This is a genomic window from Aequorivita aurantiaca, assembly GCF_030410135.1.
Lineage (GTDB): Bacteria > Bacteroidota > Bacteroidia > Flavobacteriales > Flavobacteriaceae > Aequorivita > Aequorivita aurantiaca.
In genome coordinates this window covers 113,277-131,463 of sequence record NZ_JAUGQQ010000005.1, presented here as the reverse complement: position 1 = coordinate 131,463, position 18,187 = coordinate 113,277, and the positions used below count along the sequence as shown (strand labels likewise).

Here is an 18,187-nt window from a genome sequence, read left to right as displayed (position 1 = left end):
AATTAAATGGATTCCTCAGCCATAAACTGCACTTCGTAAAGATTTCTGTAGAAACCCTTTTCAAGCTGCAATAGTTGCTGGTGTGTGCCCACTTCCACAATTTTGCCCGCGTCCATTACAATAATTTTATCGGCTTTTTTAATTGTCGCCAGTCGGTGGGCTATGACTATTGAAGTGCGGTCTTCGGTAATTTTATCCGTAGCCGTTTGAATCAATTCTTCAGAATAAGTATCTACGGATGAAGTGGCTTCATCCAAAATTAAAATACTGGGCTTGCTAACATATGCCCGCAGGAATGAAATTAATTGCCGCTGCCCTGATGAGAGCATGCTTCCGCGTTCCTTTACATTGTAATGATAACCACCCGGCAGCGATTCAATAAATTTATGCACCCCTATTTCCTTGGCTGCGGCAATTACCTCAGCTTCAGAAATGGCTGGATTGCCAAGGGTAATATTGTTCAAAATGGAATCGGCAAAAAGAAAGACATCCTGCAAAACCACCGCAATTTGGCTTCGCAGGGAAGCGAGTTTATAATTTTTTATAGAAATTCCGTCTATTAAGATTTCGCCGCTATTTATTTCGTAAAAACGATTCAATAAATTGATAATTGTACTTTTTCCCGCTCCCGTGGCTCCCACAATTGCAACGGTTTCGCCCGGATTTGCCCTAAAGGAAATGCCTTTTATAACCTCTTCATCCTCATTATATCCAAAATGGACTTCCTTAAATTCAATTTCGCCATTTGTAGCTGTATATTCCACCGTGCCAGTATCAGCAATATGCGACTTAGTGTCCAAAATTCCGAAAACCCGGTTTGCGGCAACCATTCCCATTTGTAAGGTGTTGAATTTATCGGCAATTTGGCGCAGGGGTCTAAAAAGCATTTCCGCATACTGTATAAAGGCAGTGATAATACCGAGGGTTACCAGGCCGCCTCCAATAACATTCAAACCGCCGTACCAAACCACCAACCCTGTGGCCACAGCCCCCGCGGTTTCAGCAATGGGAAAAAAAATAGAGTTGTACCACACTGTTTTTATCCACGCTTTTCGATGGTCTTTATTTATTTCCTGAAAACGATCATATTCGGTTTTCTCCCGCGTGAAAATCTGCACTATTTTCATTCCGGTGATGCGTTCCTGAACAAAGGTATTTAAATTGGCCACTTGATTCCGAACGTCTTCGAAAGCAACCTTCATCGCCTTTTGGAAAATCCTAGTTGCATAGAGTATAAAAGGTAAAACTACAAAGACTATTAAGGACAGTCGCCAGCTTTGATAAAGCATAAATCCGGCAATAACTATCATTTTTAAAAGATCACTAATAATCATAAACAAACCCTCGCTGAAAATGCTGGAAATGGTTTCAACATCGTTCACGGCGCGAGTTGTCAATCTTCCGACGGCGCTTTTATCGAAATATTTCATTTTAAAACTCATCATCAACTTGAAGAGTTTCTGGCGCATATCTCTAATTACACTTTGCCCCAGCCAATTGGTATAAAAAATAAAGGCGAATTGAAAAATGACCTCCAACAGCAGTACAACTACCATTAATATGATGTATTTCATAAACTCATCACCATCTTTCGGAACCATGGAATTGTCAATGGCCAGTTTTAAAAGATAGGGACGCAGCACCGCGAGTGCCGACATGATGATTGCCGCAAAAGCCACAAAATAAAAAACGGCACGATAGGGCTTAGTGAAAGCTAATAATCGCTTAAAAAGCTTAAAATCAAACGCATTTCCTGTGGATTCTGACACTTTTATTTTCTTTAGTTCGTGACTGATTTATCAATCAATTTGTAATTTTTTCTCTTTTATTTTAACCTATAGTTCTTGCAGGTTCATTGAAAAAGCTCTGAATATTTTATGTTAGAAATATATTTTCCGGATACTCCACTTTCGTTAAATATAACCCGTGCGCTGGAGCCGATGCGCCCGCCGCTTCCCTACTTTTACTATCCAATATTTTCTGAAATTCTTTCAACGATGTTTTTCCAAAACCAACTTCCAGAAGTGTTCCCACTATTGCGCGAACCATATTCCGCAAAAACCGGTCGGCTGCGATTGTAAAAATAAGTTTATTATTTTTTGCTTCCCAATTCGCCTTCACAATTGTGCAATTGTACGTTTTCACATCGGTTTTTGAGCGGGAAAAGCATTGAAAATCTTTATGCTTCAATAGCAATTTGGCGGCTTGATTCATCAATTCCACATTGGGCATGTTGTGAATTTGGTAAGCAAAATCATTTGAAAAAGGATCCTTTCCCAACGAAATTATATATTCGTATTCCCTTTGCAGAGCGTCAAAACGAGCGTGTGCATCTTTTCTTACCTCACGAATATTTTTTATTGAAATGTCCTTCGGAAGAAACGAATTCGCCCTAAAAAGAAATTCTTCGCTATTTTCAATTTTCCCAATATCAAAATGTGCAAATAATTGTTTTGCGTGCACGCCGGCATCGGTCCTTCCGGCGCCGGTTATCTTTATTTCTCGGCGAAGCATAGTTGAAAGCGTTTCCTCCAAAACCTGCTGCACGCTAACCTGTTTGGGCTGTCGCTGCCATCCAAAGTAGTTTTTGCCATTATAGGCTATTTCTATAAAATAACGCAAGCGAATTTTTTTTTCAGAATTGACAAAATTACGATATAGTTTAGGAGTTGATGGGTTTAACTGTTTAAAAAGTTTTAGTGTTTATCGGGAACTTATTTTTAAATGGCAATGAACCAAAATAATAATAACTTTGCGATCTAACTATCCAAAATTCCAATAATCTAATTATCTGGTTTGAAAAAAATCCTGCTGCTAAGCGACACCCACAGTTACATTGACGATAAAATTTTGAAGCATGTAAAAAACGCTGATGAAGTTTGGCACGCGGGCGATATCGGCGACCTTTCCGTTACTGATGCCATCAAAGAACTGAAACCTTTGAGGGCGGTGTACGGCAATATTGACAGCACCGAGGCACGGATGGAGTTTCCGCTTCACGACCGGTTTATGTGCGAAAAAATTGATGTTTGGATTACGCACATTGGCGGTTATCCCGGACGGTACAATCCATCTATTCGTCAGGAAATTTATTCCAATCCCCCGAAGATTTTCATTTGTGGCCATTCCCACATACTGAAAGTAATGCCAGACAAAACGACGGGTTTGCTCCATATGAACCCCGGCGCGGTAGGCAGGCACGGATTTCAAAAAGTACGCACTATGTTACGTTTTGAAATTGACGGAGAAAAAATCCAGAATTTGGAGGTAATTGAGTTTGATAAATAATTCCGAGCGAAATATCATTATCATTATGCGAATAGGGATTTTGAATTTGGGAAATTAATAAAATTCTAATAATAGTACTCAACTTTTACTTTTCAATTATTCAATAAAAAACCCCCAAAGGTGGCATCCTTCAGGGGTTCTTGCACTAATATACCAAGATTGGTTTATCGTAAACGATCAACAGATTTTACGAGGTCCTCATCCCTTTTTATGGCCTTATTGGCCAGCACTAAAAATACGATAGAAATGATGGGAAGCAGCACCCCAATACCCTTCTCTGAAACAATAGCTTCTCCGGATAATGTAAGCAATCGATAAACGAAAACTCCTAGTAATACAAAATTTGATATTATATTTAAACGGTTTAGCACAAACTGTAGCTGCCGTTTTTTAAAACTTAATATTGAAATAACCGCCAATGCAAGACTAACAAAAATTAGTCCGAATAATACTGGTTCATCGCGATCCATAATAACAGAACCATCTTTTCCCAACACCACGGGAAACCACAAAAACAAGGCCCCCATAATTATTGCGGACACAATTAAATAAATGGTTTGAACGCGTTGTATCATTCTAATTAGCTGTAATGAGCAGCAAAAATACTCTTTCTTTTTAAAAAAAATAACAGTACTTTTTAATTTATTGTTGTATTATTGCAGGAACAATTCGTAACCAGTTCAATCAAGGTTACTTAGTCTTCGTAAAACTTTTCAACGTACTTACCTTCTCAAAAGGAACATTTGTATCAACATTAACAACAGTATATTCTACATGTTTGAAATTTCAGAATTAAAAGATAAAAAGCTACCCGAACTTCAGGAAATAGCGAAAGACCTTAATGTGCCAAAATATCGCACTCAAAAAAAAATGGATTTGGTATATCAAATTCTTGATTACCAGGCCGCAAATCCTAAGGCGGTTAAAGCAGTTCAAAAAACGGAAGAAGCAGCCCCAGAAATAAAGAAAGAGGCAAATGCCCCCACAGTCGTTGACAATCCTGAACAGGAACAGAAACCACAGGCTCCAAAAAACGAAAACAGGAACAAAAAACCGCAGCACCAAAAGAAACATCACGATAAAAAAAGTGATGACAACAAAAAACCGGCTGAGGATAAACGCTCCAACAATGAGCGGAATGAGAGAACTGAAAAAAGCGAAGGCGATAAAAAACCTCATCACCAAAAGTCTAACCCCAACAGCAGTGACAACCGCCAAAAAAACCCACGCAACGATAACAACAACCAAGACAATCGTCAAAAACATCAAGGCCATAAACAAAAAGATGGCAACGTTCACGATAACAAAACCAATGGCAATAAAGATTCCCGCAACCGTTATCGCGAACCCGATTATGAGTTTGATGGCATAATTGAAAGCGAAGGAGTCCTGGATATTATGCAGGATGGTTACGGCTTTCTACGCTCAAGTGATTACAATTACCTTTCATCACCCGATGATATTTATGTTTCCCAGTCACAAATTAGACTTTTCGGATTAAAGACCGGAGATACCGTTTTGGGAGAAGTGCGCCCGCCAAAGGAAGGTGAGAAATATTTTCCTTTAATAAAAGTGAATAAAATTAATGGGCTAAATCCAAATGTGGTTCGCGACCGTGTTTCCTTTGAACATTTAACGCCACTTTTTCCGCAGGAAAAGTTCAATCTTGCCGATAAACAAAGTACTATTTCAACCAGAATTATAGATCTATTTGCACCCATTGGAAAAGGTCAACGTGGCATGATTGTTTCGCAGCCAAAAACAGGTAAGACTATGCTTCTGAAAGATATTGCAAACGCAATTGCTGCAAATCATCCAGAGGTTTACCAAATTGTTTTGTTGATTGACGAACGTCCCGAAGAAGTTACGGATATGCAGCGAAATGTTCGTGGCGAGGTTGTAGCTTCCACCTTTGATAAAGAGGCCAGCGAGCACGTTCGTGTAGCAAATCTGGTTATTGATAAAGCCAAAAGATTGGTAGAATGTGGGCATGACGTGGTGATACTTTTAGATTCCATTACTCGTTTGGCGAGGGCTTACAATACCGTACAACCCGCCAGTGGAAAGATTTTGAGCGGTGGGGTTGATGCCAATGCACTTCACAAACCAAAGCGCTTTTTTGGTGCTGCAAGGAATATTGAAAATGGTGGATCGCTCAGCATAATCGCAACGGCTTTAACCGAAACCGGTTCAAAAATGGACGAGGTTATTTTTGAGGAATTCAAAGGAACCGGAAATATGGAGCTGCAATTGGACAGAAAAATTTCCAACCGAAGAATTTTCCCTGCAATAGATTTAACTTCTTCCAGCACGCGTCGTGATGATTTGTTGCTGGATGAAAACGTGATTCAACGTATGTGGGTATTGCGCAAATATCTTGCAGACATGAACCCCGTGGAAGCAATGGAATTCATTAATGATCGAATCAAACAGACCAAGAACAACGAAGAGTTTTTGATTTCGATGAATGGATAAAATATAAATATTGAAAAATCGCCCTGCAAGAAATTGTGGGGCGTTTTCATTTACCGCTTTCAGGTTTTCTATAATTAATATATTGTTTTACTATTTTTTGGATAATCGTACCTGACGTGGTTACAACTTTTGAGAAGTTTCTTGATAAAGAAAGTAATAAGCTTTTATTTTTGTGGTATGCAAAAAACAATATTCTTCGTTATTTTTATAGTTTTCAACTATTCTATAGCCCAGCCCATAAAAACAATTTTTGAGAACTCTGGAGGAAACCAAACCGCCACCTATCAAGAAACAATTGCTTTCTATTTGGCTTTGGAAAAGAAATTTCCACCAATAAAGGTTTATGAAATGGGTCAAACCGATAGCGGCTTCCAGCTGCACGTTGTGATATTTGATCCTGAAAATACACCCCAAAAAAATTCAAAGGAAAGCTTTTCAAAAAACGGCAAAAACCTTCTGCTAATAAACAACGGAATCCATCCCGGGGAGCCCGACGGAATTGATGCCACAATGTTGCTTTTACGGGACTTTGCTGAAAATAAAATCCCTTTTCCGAAGAACACAATTATCGCTACCATCCCAATTTACAATATTGGCGGCGCTTTAAACAGAAACAGCACAAGCCGAACCAACCAAAATGGCCCCGACGAATACGGCTTTCGCGGCAATGCGCGAAACTATGATTTAAACCGGGATTTTATAAAAAATGACACCAAAAATGCCCGCGCCTTTGCCGAAATTTTTCATTGGTTAAACCCAGATTTGTTTATTGACAACCACGTGAGCAATGGTGCCGACTACCAATATGTGCTCACCCATCTTTTTACGCAGCATAATAAACTTGGTGGAGAAATGGGGCATTATTTACACACTTCATTAATGCCGCAATTGGAAGATTCGCTTCAGCAAAAAAAATGGGACATTACTCCCTATGTGAATGTTTTCAACCAAGTGCCTGAACTCGGGTTTACACAGTTTTTAGATTCTCCCCGGTATGCCTCGGGCTATACTACCCTATTCAACACATTCGGACTTACGGTTGAAACTCATATGCTAAAACCGTATAAACAAAGAGTTGAAGGCACTTACGCATTGATGAAAAGTTTTATTTCAATAGCTGAAAAGGACGCTTCAAAAATTAAACGCCTACGGACAAATGCTGTAGAAAAATATAAAGTTGGCAGCTATTATCCGCTTTCATGGGAGGTGGATTCCACCAAAACTTCCACTTTAAATTTCAAGGGTTTTGAGGGAAAAATGGTGCCGAGCAAAATAACAGGTTCAGACCGCTTAAAATATTTTCTGGACAAACCTTTTGTAAAAGATGTTGTTTACTACAACTATTTCAAACCGATGGATTCCGTGAAAATTCCTTCGGCATACATTGTTCCGAACGGGTACTGGAATGTTATTGACCTTTTAAAATTGAACAATATTGAATTCTCCGAAATCAAAAACGATTCAACTATTTCCGCAGAAGTGTATCACATAAAAAGTTTTGAAACGGTCAAAAATCCATTTGAAGGTCATTATTTGCATTATAGAACCGAAGTTTCAAAAGGCATTGAACAAGTTTCACTAAAGCCTGGCGACATTATAATAAAAACGCAACAGCCGGGCATTCGTTATCTATTGGAAACATTGGAACCATCGGCTACGGACTCGTTTTTTAATTGGAATTTTTTCGATGCAATCCTTCAGCAAAAGGAAGGTTTTTCGCCTTACGTTTGGGAAGATATGGCTGAAAATTTTTTAAACGAAAATCCAGAAACCAAAAAAGAATTTGAAGCCAAAAAACGAAACGATCCCGAATTCTCAAAAAACTGGTATATGCAATTGGATTGGATTCACAAAAAATCGACCTTTTATGAAAAATCACACCTCCGTTATCCTATCGTTCGGGTGGGTGGTTAAATATTCCTTTGGGAATAGAAGTTTAATGTTTTCATAGGAATCTTGCAGGGCCTCTTGCGATTTTTCGAAGTTTTTCCATTTCACTTTTTTAATTCCCTCGGTGGCCTCTGGAATGAGCGGGCCATCGTAATCGCTGAACATTTCATACCAATAGGTTATTTTCAAACGAAATTTTCCATTGCGCGTAAACACGTGGTAGGTTGTCATTAGAAAATCGCGGATTTCCAAATCCATTACCCCAGTTTCTTCAATTACTTCGCGAATGGCGGCTTCTTGGTGGGTTTCGCCTTTTTCGATTTTTCCTTTCGGAAGGTCCCATTTTTTGTTTCTTCGTATAAAAAGAATTTCCTTTTTGCTGTTAATGACCAACCCGCCGGCGGCCTCGACCACTTTTATTTTCTTCCGAAGAAAGCGTTCAAGTTTTTCCGCATTTTTGTGGTAGAGATTGACGTAAAGCAGTTCGCCATTGTTTATTTTTTTTACCAACTTTTTAAAACGCGCCTGTTTCAAAGGGATGGTAGTGTAATGCTTCCCAATATTTTCCTCGGTGGACAGAATAATGGGAATATCTTTTACAAAAACTTTATACATTTGTACAATGATATTAAACAAAGAAACGGCGCAAAAAACCGCTGCCTTACTTCTGCAAATTAATGCAATTAAATTGCAACCACAAAACCCATTTACGTGGGCATCGGGATGGAAATCCCCTATTTATTGTGACAACCGCATCACGCTTTCGTATCCAATAATTCGAAATTACATACGCGAAAACCTTGCAAAACAAATTGAGAAACTTTACGGAAAGCCCGAAATGATTGCCGGCGTTGCAACCGGAGCCATCGGGATGGGCGCATTGGTAGCCGATTATTTAAACGTTCCATTTTGCTACGTTCGGCCCGAGGCAAAAGGCCACGGCCGCCAAAATAAAATTGAGGGCCATTTTGAACCGAACACAAGTGTGGTGGTGGTTGAAGATTTGATAAGTACGGGAAAAAGCAGTCTGATGGCCGTAGAAGCATTGAAGGAAGCAAATGCAAAAGTGAAGGGCATGCTTGCAATTTTCAGTTACGGTTTTCAAACTGCGGATGAAAATTTTAAAACTGCGAATGTTACCTTGAACACATTGAGCAATTATGAAATGTTGCTGCAAGAGGCCGAAAGATCCCAATATATCAATGCTGAAGAAGCGGTGCTACTTTCTCAGTGGAGAAAAAATCCTCAAATTTGGGGTCAATAAAGGGTTCAATTGGCGATGGCAGTTGCCCGTAATCACAAAAAAATTTATCAATAAAGAATAAAAAATATAGCAATGAAATTGAATAGCAAAAAAGTTACCGTACAAAAATCCGCAGCCGAACTTTGCGATTTTTTGACCGATGTAAAGAATTTTGAAACTTTAATGCCAGAAAGCATCAGTAAATTTGAAGTACTAGGCCAAAAATCTTTTGTTTTTGCATTGAAGGGAATGCCCGAAATTGCGCTGGAAGTAAAAGAGGTTGAAAGACCGAACAAAGTAGTTTTGGGCGCAATCAGTGATAAAATTCCCTTTTCTTTGACTGCAAATATTCAGGAGGTTTCTGAAAATACCTCAACAGTAGAATTGCATTTTGAAGGCGAATTCAACATGATGATGGCGATGATGGTAAAAGGTCCAATTTCAAAATTTATTGACACACTTGCATCGAATTTAGAGCAAATATAAGTTTTATGGCTGTTTGAGAGCAATCGGGAACTGTAATCTATTATTTTGAAAGAAAGTATCGATTGCGCTCGACCGGACAAAACAAGTAATTCAATAAATAAGTTTGACTTCTTTTAGTTGAAATTTTTTAATTGCAGTGTTTTCCGTTTCAATCAAAAGTTCGCCCATATCGGAAACCCCTCTTATAATTCCGTTATAGCGAAAACCGTTGGGGTTTTCAAATACGGAAATTTTATTTCCTTTAAATAAATGTTTTTGGTAAAGCTGTTTCATTTCAGAAAAATCTATTTCAGAAAGATTATTCAGATAGTTGAACACGCTTTTTAAAATAATTTGAAATACTTCATCCAAATTAAAATCAATTCCAGTCTGCAATTTTAAGGAACTTGCCTGAGGCAGATTGGTGAAAACGGTTTCATTTACATTAATACCAATCCCAATTATTGAATGTTTCACCCTACTACCCTCCAAAACATTTTCAATTAAAATACCACCGATTTTTTTATTGGCTGACAATATGTCGTTCGGCCATTTTATTGAAATTTTAGGAATATTTAATGGCTTGAATCCTTCCAAAATACCAAGCGAAACCGCCATTGAAATTATAAATTGGTTATCAGCAAACAATTCGTCAAACTCTTTAAAAATGCTGAAAGTTAGGCTTTCACCTTCTTTTGAAACCCACCCATTTCCCATTTGTCCGCGACCGGAAATTTGTTTTTCCGCAATCACTACAGTTCGGTCATCCACGCGTGTTTCCTTTGCCAATATTTTAAGGTAGGAATTGGTGGAATCGATGGCACTAAGTTTGATTAAGTTCAAATCGATAAATATGTTTAGTATTACGCTTTTAAGGCGTTTCAAGAAACAAAAAAGTAATAACTTTGCGAAAAAGAAAAGAAAAATAATTAATGCAGAAAAAACAAGCAGAACCAGATCAACTTATTGCTCAAATAATAAGAGGGATTGAAGATGTAAAGGGCAATGATATTGAAATTCTTGACCTAAGAGATATAGAAAATACCGTTTGTGACTATTTTATAATATGCAATGGAACTTCCAACACACAGGTAAATGCCATTGTGAATTCCGTTCAAAAATCAGTAAGCAAGGCTTTAAAGGAAAAACCGTGGCACGTTGAGGGCAGCGATAACGCGGAGTGGATACTAATGGATTATGTGCACGTGGTTGTGCACGTTTTTCAAAAGCACATTCGCGAGTTTTATGATATTGAGGGACTTTGGGGCGATGCAAAATCGGTTAAAATAGAAACAACACACTAAAAAGGAAAATGCCATATGGCCGAAGAAAATAAAAATAAAAAGAACGATTCCAAAAAGCCCAGACCTAATTATTACTGGATTTATGCGGCAATAATAATGTTGTTTTTTGCCATTCAGATATTTGGTGGTGGCAGTTGGTCGCAACCTCAAAAAACGAACCAGGCAAAATTTGAGGAATTTTTGAAAAATGGTGATGTTGAAAAAGTAGACATCATCAATAAAAAAATTGCAAAAGTTTATTTGACGGATGCTGCGAAACAGAAGGAAGTCCATTCTAAAAAAGAGAACACTCCTTCATTTTTATCTCCAGGCCAGAATGACCCAGATTATGAATTTGAATTTGGGGACCTTCAGCTTTTTCAAAAAGATTTTCAGGAAATAAAGGCTGAAAATGGCCTTACTACTCCCTTGAATTTTGAAACCGACAATAACGTGTGGGGCGATATACTAATGGGCGTTTTACCGTTCGTTATCATTATTGCAATCTGGATTTTCATTATGCGTAGAATGTCATCCGGTGCCGGCGGCGGTGCAGGTGGCCAACTCTTTAATATTGGTAAATCCAAAGCAAAGCTTTTTGATGAAAAAATTGACGTAAAAACCACTTTTAAAGATGTTGCAGGATTAGAAGGTGCTAAGGAAGAGGTCCAAGAAATTGTGGATTTTCTTAAACAGCCAGATAAATATACATCTCTTGGAGGTAAAATTCCGAAAGGCGCCTTATTGGTAGGACCTCCCGGAACAGGTAAGACCTTGTTGGCTAGAGCAGTAGCAGGCGAAGCACAAGTTCCATTCTTCTCACTCTCGGGTTCTGATTTTGTGGAAATGTTTGTGGGTGTGGGAGCTTCACGTGTGCGTGATCTTTTTAAACAAGCGAAAGACAAATCGCCCGCCATTATTTTTATTGATGAAATTGACGCCATTGGCCGCGCCCGCGGTAAAAATAATTTCTCGGGAAGCAATGATGAACGAGAAAATACCTTAAACCAGCTTCTGACAGAAATGGACGGTTTTGGAACCAATACCAATGTAATCGTACTTGCGGCAACCAACCGTGCAGACGTTTTGGACAAAGCTTTGATGCGCGCCGGCCGTTTTGACCGACAGATTTATGTGGACCTTCCGGATGTTCGCGAGCGCAAGGAAATTTTTGAAGTGCATTTGCGCCCAATCAAAAAAGACGAAGAACTTGACACCGATTTTCTTTCAAAGCAAACGCCAGGTTTTTCTGGAGCAGACATCGCAAATGTCTGTAACGAAGCAGCGCTGATAGCAGCCCGAAACGGTAAAAAATCTGTTGGAAGACAAGACTTTTTAGATGCCGTTGATAGAATTGTGGGCGGGCTTGAGAAGAAAAACAAAATAATGACAATGGACGAAAAACGTGCCATCGCCTTTCACGAAGCCGGTCATGCAACGGTTAGTTGGATGCTCGAGCACGCTGCCCCTTTGGTAAAAGTAACCATTGTGCCTCGTGGACAATCATTGGGCGCTGCCTGGTATTTACCCGAAGAAAGATTAATTATCCACCCAGAACAAATGTTAGACGAAATGTGCTCAGCACTGGGAGGTCGAGCAGCGGAGAAAGTAATATTCAACCGAATTTCAACGGGAGCTTTGAGTGACCTTGAAAAAGTTACAAAACAAGCGAGAGCCATGGTCACCATTTATGGCTTAAATGAAAAGATAGGGAATTTAACCTATTATGATAGCAGCGGTCAATCGGAATATAACTTCAGCAAACCATATAGCGAAAAAACCGCCGAACTAATAGATAAGGAAATTTCAAAATTGATCGAGGAACAATACGAACGTGCTGTAAGAATTCTGGAAGAAAACAAGGATAAATTGACAGAATTAGCGAACGTATTGCTAGAAAAAGAAGTGATATTTAAGGACAACCTTCAAAGTATTTTTGGTGATCGTCCGTTCGAGACACCAGAGGCAGCAACCAGAGTGGCAACAACATAATTGTTGCCACTTTTTTGAATTCATAATAAAACTTTTTTGGTAACAACTTCAGTATAGATTTTATATATTTGAGGTATAACAGATTTTGAACTCCTCAATTCTTTATAAATGAGTCTATTTAAAAGACTTTTAAACCCTAATTATAAGTCGGAAGAGAAGGCCAAACGTGCCGAGAAAGCCGATCACAGCACTTATTATCCCGAACAGAAACTTCCCATTGACGAAAAATTCACCTATAATTTCAAAAATAACGGTGGCAAATTTATTTATTGCGAGAATTGGGAGGAAGTAAGCGAAGCATTTGACAATATTATGTTGGAAAATGATTGGTACGAGCAGGATGTTTTTTGCGTGAACGATTTGCTTTCCCAAAAATTTGATGGCTTCAACCTCAACTTTACCAAAAAATCGGATTCCAAATTTTTTCTTTCATCTTGTGAATCCTTAGTTTCGAACAACGGTTCAATCCTGCTTTCTTCAAACCAAATAAAGGAAAAGAAACTGAATGAGCTTCCTGCAAACATTATTATTTTCGCAACAACAAGCCAAATTGTTGATTCCATTAGTGAAGGCTTACGGATAATTAAAAACCAAAGTTCCGGTTACATTCCGAGTAACATTACTACCATTCAAGACTTTGAAACCGAAAAAGAAAAGGATTTTATGAGTTATGGAAGTAGCACAAAAAACCTATATTTGTTGCTACTGGAAGACTTATAATATGAAGGAAATTCTTGTGCGCACCATATCGGGCGTATTATACATTTCGATCATCATTTTTGCAATGTTCACTTCGCGCGAGTGGTTTATGGGTCTTTTTTTCGTACTTGCCGTCATTACTTTAAGTGAATATTTAAAGCTCGTACATTTAACCAGTTATCTAGCCTACTTCCTTCTTGCTGCGGCATTTTATTTTTTGAGCTATGACGTTTTTGCCGACAATGCCGTGTATCTTCTATTGATTTTAAGTGGCTTCGTGAATCTCTTTCTTTTAAAGGATGTGCTTTGGACCAGCAAAATCCCAATGTTCGAGAAGAAAAAATATATCACTGTCGTATTCTACATTATCAGCGGGTTCGTTTTTCTTACGCTTATACCAATCATGGATATTGACGGTCCCTTCAAACCAGAATTGATTGTTGCAGTTTTTATACTGGTTTGGAGTAATGACACATTTGCCTTTTTGGTTGGTAAAAATCTGGGAAGGCATAAACTTTTGGAACGCATTTCACCAAAAAAAACCATTGAAGGTTTTGTGGGTGGCATGATCGGTGCTGTTATGGCGGGATTTGTTATCTTTAAGGTGCTGGAGAATTTTATTCCCATGGACGCCGAACGTTACCCACTTTGGATTTGGGTGTCGCTCGCCATATTGATATCGATTTTTGGAACCATTGGGGATTTGATCCAGTCAAAATTCAAAAGACAAGCTGGGGTGAAAGACAGTGGCATTATTATGCCAGGACATGGTGGCCTGTATGACCGATTGGATAGCATTATTTATGCAAGTCCGTTTATTTATGCATTTTTATTAATTGTTGACAATGTTTCATAAAGAAGGTTTTAAAATTATTTTTATAGCGCTGGTAATTGTTATTGGGCTAAGCCTATTGGCGAATGTGTTCATAGATAATACAACCCTTCGCGGCGGCATTATAATTTCATTAATAATACTGCTTTTATTAATACTTCAATTTTTCAGAAATCCAAAGCGCAACTTTTTGGTCCAACCGGACACTATACTTTCATCGGTTGACGGAAAAGTCGTGGTGATTGAAGAGGTTTTTGAACCAGAGTATTTTAATGATAAAAGATTGCAGGTCTCAGTCTTTATGAGTCCCATAAATGTGCACGTAACCCGATATCCCGTGGGCGGAAAAGTAGTTTTTAGCAAATACCATCCGGGTAAATTTTTAGTGGCGTGGCATCCAAAATCCTCAGAGGAGAACGAACGAACAACAGTAGTAGTAAATAATAAATCTTTTGGAGACGTTCTCTTTCGCCAGATTGCTGGGGCAATGGCAAAGCGAATTGTAAACTATGCCGAAGTAAACCAACAAGTGGAACAGGCTTCGGACAGTGGCTTTATAAAATTTGGATCCCGAGTGGATATTTTTCTTCCACTCGACGCTAATATTAAAGTCGCACTAAATCAAAAAGTGAAAGGTGGAATTTCCATAATTGCCGAAAAGTAATGACATCAGAAGAGCTCGAAATTGCATTTAGAAAAGCCGTGCAAAGCATAAATGAGCACACCGAGCCGTTTCCCGCTGACATTTTGTTGCGGCTTTACGCTTATTATAAGCGAGCCACAAATGATGCCGATATTCCCAGTGGCGGCAAACCCCACATATCTGCTTTTAAAACGAACGCGCTTTTCCAAACCCGGGGACTTTCTGAAGATGAAGCTAAACAACTCTACATTGAGGCGGTAAACCAATATTTTCTTTATAGAAAATAAATTAGGACTGCTGCGCTTTATTAAACTTTATTTCATAATCCTCGATCGCCTCCCGAATTCGCTCCACATTTTCTGATGCCCGCTCATGCGCCTCTTCCATTGCTGTTTCCAAATCCTTATCCGGATGTTGGAAGAGGTCAGTAATTACGTGGTTTATTTTGTCGATAATACTTTTCTGACTGTTTTTAATGTCCTCCAGTTTATGGAGCATCTTTTCCATTTCATTATACTTTGCTTGATCCATAATTGTTCAAATTTCCGAACAAGTTAAGGGCAAAAATATTTTAATAGATAACAATTAACCTTGATTTACAACAAATTAAGAATTTTTAACGGCAGTATAATTTACCGAAGGTTCACCAAACTCGCCTTCAGCGTTTCAATTTTGGCGAGTGCATCTGCCTCTTTTTGCTTTTCCAAAGCCACTACTTGCTCGGGCGCGCCACTCACAAAACGTTCGTTTTTCAGCTTGCCTTGCACACTTTTTAGAAAACCCTCAGTGTATTTTAATTCTTCGGAAAGTTTTGCGCGTTCTTCTTCCACGTTTATAGCGCCCGCAATAGGAATGAAATATTCGTTGCTTTTAACGCGGAAAGTAAGAGCCCCATCCAGTTTTTCAGAAATATTGTTCAATTCTGAAATATTTCCCAATTTGGAAATTACGGCATCAAAAGCTTTTGAAAAATTTTCATTGTTAAGCACTGACAGTGCCATGGTTTCTTTAAATGAAATGTTCTTTTCTTTACGAATTGTGCGGATTCCTGAAATTACTTCGGAAGCAAATTCGAAATCTTTAATGATTTTATCATCAAAACGCTCAGTTTTCGGCCATTCCGAAATAATCAACGCTTCAGAAATATCGCGCTGGGCAATGTGCTGCCAGATTTCTTCTGAAACAAATGGCACAAATGGATGCAGAATTTTAAGATTATCTTCCAAAAGTGAAATGACTTCCAAATAGGTTTTTTCAGATATTTTTTCTCCGAAAGGTGGTTTTACCATTTCCAACAGCCATGAACAGAAATCGTCCCACACCAACCTATAGGTGGCCATCAACGCGTCACTAATACGGTATTTGCTGTAATGGTCCTCAATTTCGGCAAGTGTTTTTTTAAATTTGCTTCGGTACCATTTTATGGCGATAACATCGCTTTCCGATTGCTCTTTTTCGATATCAACCTCCCAACCATTGATTAATCTATATGCATTCCATATTTTATTTACGAAAGCACTCCCCTGTTTGCACAAATCCTCATCGAACATTAAATCGTTTCCGGCGGGCGAGCTTAAAAGCATTCCCACCCGCACACCATCGGCGCCATATTTTTCAATTAGCTCCAAGGGATCGGGGGAATTGCCTAAGGATTTGCTCATTTTGCGGCGCTGCTTGTCGCGCACGATTCCAGTTAAATACACATTGGTGAAAGGCTTTTCGTTTCTATATTCATAGCCCGCGATAATCATTCGCGCAACCCAAAAAAATAGAATTTCGGGAGCAGTAACCAAATCATTAGTTGGGTAGTAATAATTTATTTCTTTATTGTTTGGCTCCAAAATTCCATTGAAAACGCTGATGGGCCACAGCCAGGATGAAAACCAAGTGTCGAGGGCATCGGGATCTTGCTTTAGGTTGCTGGTGGTTAGTTGTTGGTTGTTGGTCCTTTCTTTTGCTAATTGAAGCGCTTCTTCAATCGTTTCGGCAACTACAAAGTCTTCCTTTCCATCGCCATAAAAATAGGCTGGAATTTGCTGGCCCCACCAAAGTTGTCGGGAGATGTTCCAATCGCGAACGTTTTCCATCCAATGGCGATAGGTGTTTAGGAATTTTTCCGGAACAAGATTTACATCCTTTTCCAGCACGGCATCTAAAGCCGGCTGCGCAAGTTCCTTCATTTTTAGAAACCATTGGTCGCTTAGTTTCGGTTCAATCACCGCGCCTGTTCTTTCACTTGTGCCAACCTTGTGCATATGGGTTTCAATTTTTAAAACTGCACCCATTTCCTCGAGCTCTTTTATGATTTCTTTTCTCACCACAAAACGATCCTTTCCTTCATAATGAAGACCGAAACTGTTTAGGGAACCGTCGTCATTTAGAATATCTACAATTTCTAGGTTGTGCCTATCGCCCAGCATTTTGTCATTTTCATCGTGGGCCGGAGTAACTTTTAGACATCCGGTACCAAATTCCACATCTACGTATTCATCTTCAATAATGGGAATAACACGGTTGCAAACGGGAACGATTGCTTTTTTGCCACGGAGATGTGCAAATCGCTCGTCACTGGGGTTGATGCAGATTGCAGTATCTCCCAAAATAGTTTCGGGGCGTGTGGTTGCTATTGTTAAAGTATCGCTACTGCCGTCAATTTTATAGTTTAGGTAATAGAGATTACCCTGTTTTTCTTCATAAATAACCTCTTCGTCGGAAAGAGTAGTCTTAGCTTGCGGATCCCAGTTAACCATTCGGTAACCGCGGTAGATGTTTCCTTTTCGGTATAAATCAACGAAAACTTTGATTACGGAGGCTGACATTTCTTCGTCCATCGTAAATTTTGTTCGATCCCAATCGCATGAGGCACCTAATTTTTTAAGCTGCTCCAGTATAATTCCGCCGTGTTTGTGGGTCCACTCCCAGGCGTGCTCTAAAAACTGTTCGCGGGAAAGTGTGGATTTATCAATACCTTCCGCCTTTAATTTTGCTACTACTTTAGCCTCGGTTGCAATGGAAGCATGGTCCGTACCCGGCACCCAACAGGCGTTAAACCCTTGCAACCGTGCACGACGGATCAAAACATCCTGCAACGTATTGTTAAGCATATGGCCCATGTGCAAAACTCCGGTAACATTTGGCGGTGGAATGACGATGGTATATGGCGTTCTATCGTCAACTTCTGAATGGAAATATTTGTTTTCCATCCAGTAGCTATACCATTTATTTTCAATCTCTTTTGCATTATATTTTGTAGCTAAAGCCATACTTTGGTCTGGTATTTGAGAAATGTGTTGCAAAAGTAAATATATCTAAAGGATAATAAAAGTGAATAAGATATTTTGCTTGTTGTTCAAAAGTTATCTACTTTAGCAATCATT

18 protein-coding genes are annotated in these 18,187 nt (G+C 39.0%); 11 read left to right on the top strand and 7 right to left on the bottom strand.

The window, feature by feature from the left end; genetic code table 11:
- Window positions 1–2: 2 nt before the first annotated feature.
- Together QRD02_RS09435 and truA are read right to left on the bottom strand one after the other, a co-directional pair.
- Entirely contained in the window at window positions 3–1,769 is a 1,767-nt protein-coding gene (locus QRD02_RS09435; protein WP_290254695.1) for an ABC transporter ATP-binding protein, read from the bottom strand.
- Between the two features lie 106 nt (window positions 1,770–1,875).
- A complete protein-coding gene (gene truA / locus QRD02_RS09430) occupies window positions 1,876–2,622 on the bottom strand; it encodes a tRNA pseudouridine(38-40) synthase TruA (RefSeq protein WP_290254694.1) in 747 nt (248 codons plus the stop codon).
- Between the two features lie 174 nt (window positions 2,623–2,796).
- Between truA and QRD02_RS09425 the strand changes: the two genes are divergently transcribed.
- Window positions 2,797–3,288, top strand: a complete 492-nt coding sequence (locus tag QRD02_RS09425) for a metallophosphoesterase family protein (protein ID WP_290254693.1) — start codon at window positions 2,797–2,799, stop codon at window positions 3,286–3,288.
- A gap of 164 nt (window positions 3,289–3,452) precedes the next feature.
- Here the strand turns inward: QRD02_RS09425 and QRD02_RS09420 are convergent, their stop codons facing one another.
- On the bottom strand, window positions 3,453–3,863 hold the full coding sequence (locus QRD02_RS09420) for a DUF4293 domain-containing protein (RefSeq protein ID WP_290254692.1): 411 nt from the start codon (window positions 3,861–3,863) through the stop codon (window positions 3,453–3,455).
- Window positions 3,864–4,062: 199 nt separating this feature from the next.
- On the opposite strand from QRD02_RS09420, the gene rho reads away from it, so the two are divergent.
- Window positions 4,063–5,763: a transcription termination factor Rho gene (gene rho / locus QRD02_RS09415; RefSeq protein ID WP_290254691.1), complete on the top strand. Its 1,701-nt coding sequence runs from the start codon at window positions 4,063–4,065 to the stop codon at window positions 5,761–5,763.
- A gap of 177 nt (window positions 5,764–5,940) precedes the next feature.
- Complete coding sequence (locus QRD02_RS09410; protein WP_290254690.1) at window positions 5,941–7,677, top strand: M14 family metallopeptidase; 1,737 nt, start codon at window positions 5,941–5,943, stop codon at window positions 7,675–7,677.
- Here QRD02_RS09410 and QRD02_RS09405 read toward each other — a convergent pair.
- Window positions 7,639–8,268, bottom strand: coding sequence for an NUDIX hydrolase (locus tag QRD02_RS09405; protein ID WP_290254689.1), 630 nt, complete (start codon window positions 8,266–8,268; stop codon window positions 7,639–7,641). The two genes, QRD02_RS09410 and QRD02_RS09405, sit on opposite strands and share 39 nt — an antisense overlap.
- A gap of 7 nt (window positions 8,269–8,275) precedes the next feature.
- Between QRD02_RS09405 and pyrE the strand changes: the two genes are divergently transcribed.
- Together pyrE and QRD02_RS09395 are read left to right on the top strand one after the other, a co-directional pair.
- A complete protein-coding gene (gene pyrE / locus QRD02_RS09400; RefSeq protein WP_290254688.1) occupies window positions 8,276–8,917 on the top strand; it encodes an orotate phosphoribosyltransferase in 642 nt (213 codons plus the stop codon).
- Between the two features lie 72 nt (window positions 8,918–8,989).
- Window positions 8,990–9,382, top strand: a complete 393-nt coding sequence (locus tag QRD02_RS09395) for an SRPBCC family protein (RefSeq protein WP_290254687.1) — start codon at window positions 8,990–8,992, stop codon at window positions 9,380–9,382.
- A gap of 90 nt (window positions 9,383–9,472) precedes the next feature.
- Here QRD02_RS09395 and QRD02_RS09390 read toward each other — a convergent pair whose 3' ends face one another.
- Window positions 9,473–10,204: a biotin--[acetyl-CoA-carboxylase] ligase gene (locus QRD02_RS09390; RefSeq protein WP_290254686.1), complete on the bottom strand. Its 732-nt coding sequence runs from the start codon at window positions 10,202–10,204 to the stop codon at window positions 9,473–9,475.
- Window positions 10,205–10,293: 89 nt separating this feature from the next.
- Between QRD02_RS09390 and rsfS the strand changes: the two genes are divergently transcribed.
- The 6 genes from rsfS (at window position 10,294) to QRD02_RS09360 (ending at window position 15,097) form a co-directional block, all read left to right on the top strand.
- Window positions 10,294–10,665 (top strand): ribosome silencing factor, encoded by a 372-nt coding sequence (gene rsfS / locus QRD02_RS09385; protein WP_272855708.1) that lies wholly within the window; start codon window positions 10,294–10,296, stop codon window positions 10,663–10,665.
- 15 nt (window positions 10,666–10,680) lie between these two features.
- Window positions 10,681–12,636, top strand: coding sequence for an ATP-dependent zinc metalloprotease FtsH (gene ftsH, locus QRD02_RS09380; RefSeq protein WP_290254685.1), 1,956 nt, complete (start codon window positions 10,681–10,683; stop codon window positions 12,634–12,636).
- A gap of 108 nt (window positions 12,637–12,744) precedes the next feature.
- Complete coding sequence (locus QRD02_RS09375; RefSeq protein ID WP_290254684.1) at window positions 12,745–13,356, top strand: LUD domain-containing protein; 612 nt, start codon at window positions 12,745–12,747, stop codon at window positions 13,354–13,356.
- A 1-nt stretch (window position 13,357) separates the two neighbouring features.
- Window positions 13,358–14,191 (top strand): phosphatidate cytidylyltransferase, encoded by an 834-nt coding sequence (locus tag QRD02_RS09370; protein ID WP_290254683.1) that lies wholly within the window; start codon window positions 13,358–13,360, stop codon window positions 14,189–14,191.
- Window positions 14,181–14,831, top strand: a complete 651-nt coding sequence (locus QRD02_RS09365; protein ID WP_290254682.1) for a phosphatidylserine decarboxylase family protein — start codon at window positions 14,181–14,183, stop codon at window positions 14,829–14,831. Before QRD02_RS09370 ends, QRD02_RS09365 begins: the two co-directional genes overlap by 11 nt.
- Window positions 14,831–15,097 carry an acyl-CoA-binding protein gene (locus tag QRD02_RS09360; protein ID WP_290254681.1) on the top strand — a complete coding sequence of 89 codons (267 nt, stop codon included), beginning with the start codon at window positions 14,831–14,833 and terminating at the stop codon, window positions 15,095–15,097. The genes QRD02_RS09365 and QRD02_RS09360 overlap by 1 nt, the downstream gene beginning before the upstream one ends.
- Window position 15,098: 1 nt before the next feature.
- On the opposite strand, the gene QRD02_RS09355 is transcribed toward QRD02_RS09360, so the two are convergent.
- Both QRD02_RS09355 and QRD02_RS09350 read right to left on the bottom strand, forming a co-directional pair.
- Window positions 15,099–15,341: a hypothetical protein gene (locus QRD02_RS09355; RefSeq protein ID WP_290254680.1), complete on the bottom strand. Its 243-nt coding sequence runs from the start codon at window positions 15,339–15,341 to the stop codon at window positions 15,099–15,101.
- 101 nt (window positions 15,342–15,442) lie between these two features.
- Window positions 15,443–18,073 (bottom strand): valine--tRNA ligase, encoded by a 2,631-nt coding sequence (locus QRD02_RS09350; RefSeq protein ID WP_290254679.1) that lies wholly within the window; start codon window positions 18,071–18,073, stop codon window positions 15,443–15,445.
- Window positions 18,074–18,187 lie beyond the last annotated feature (114 nt).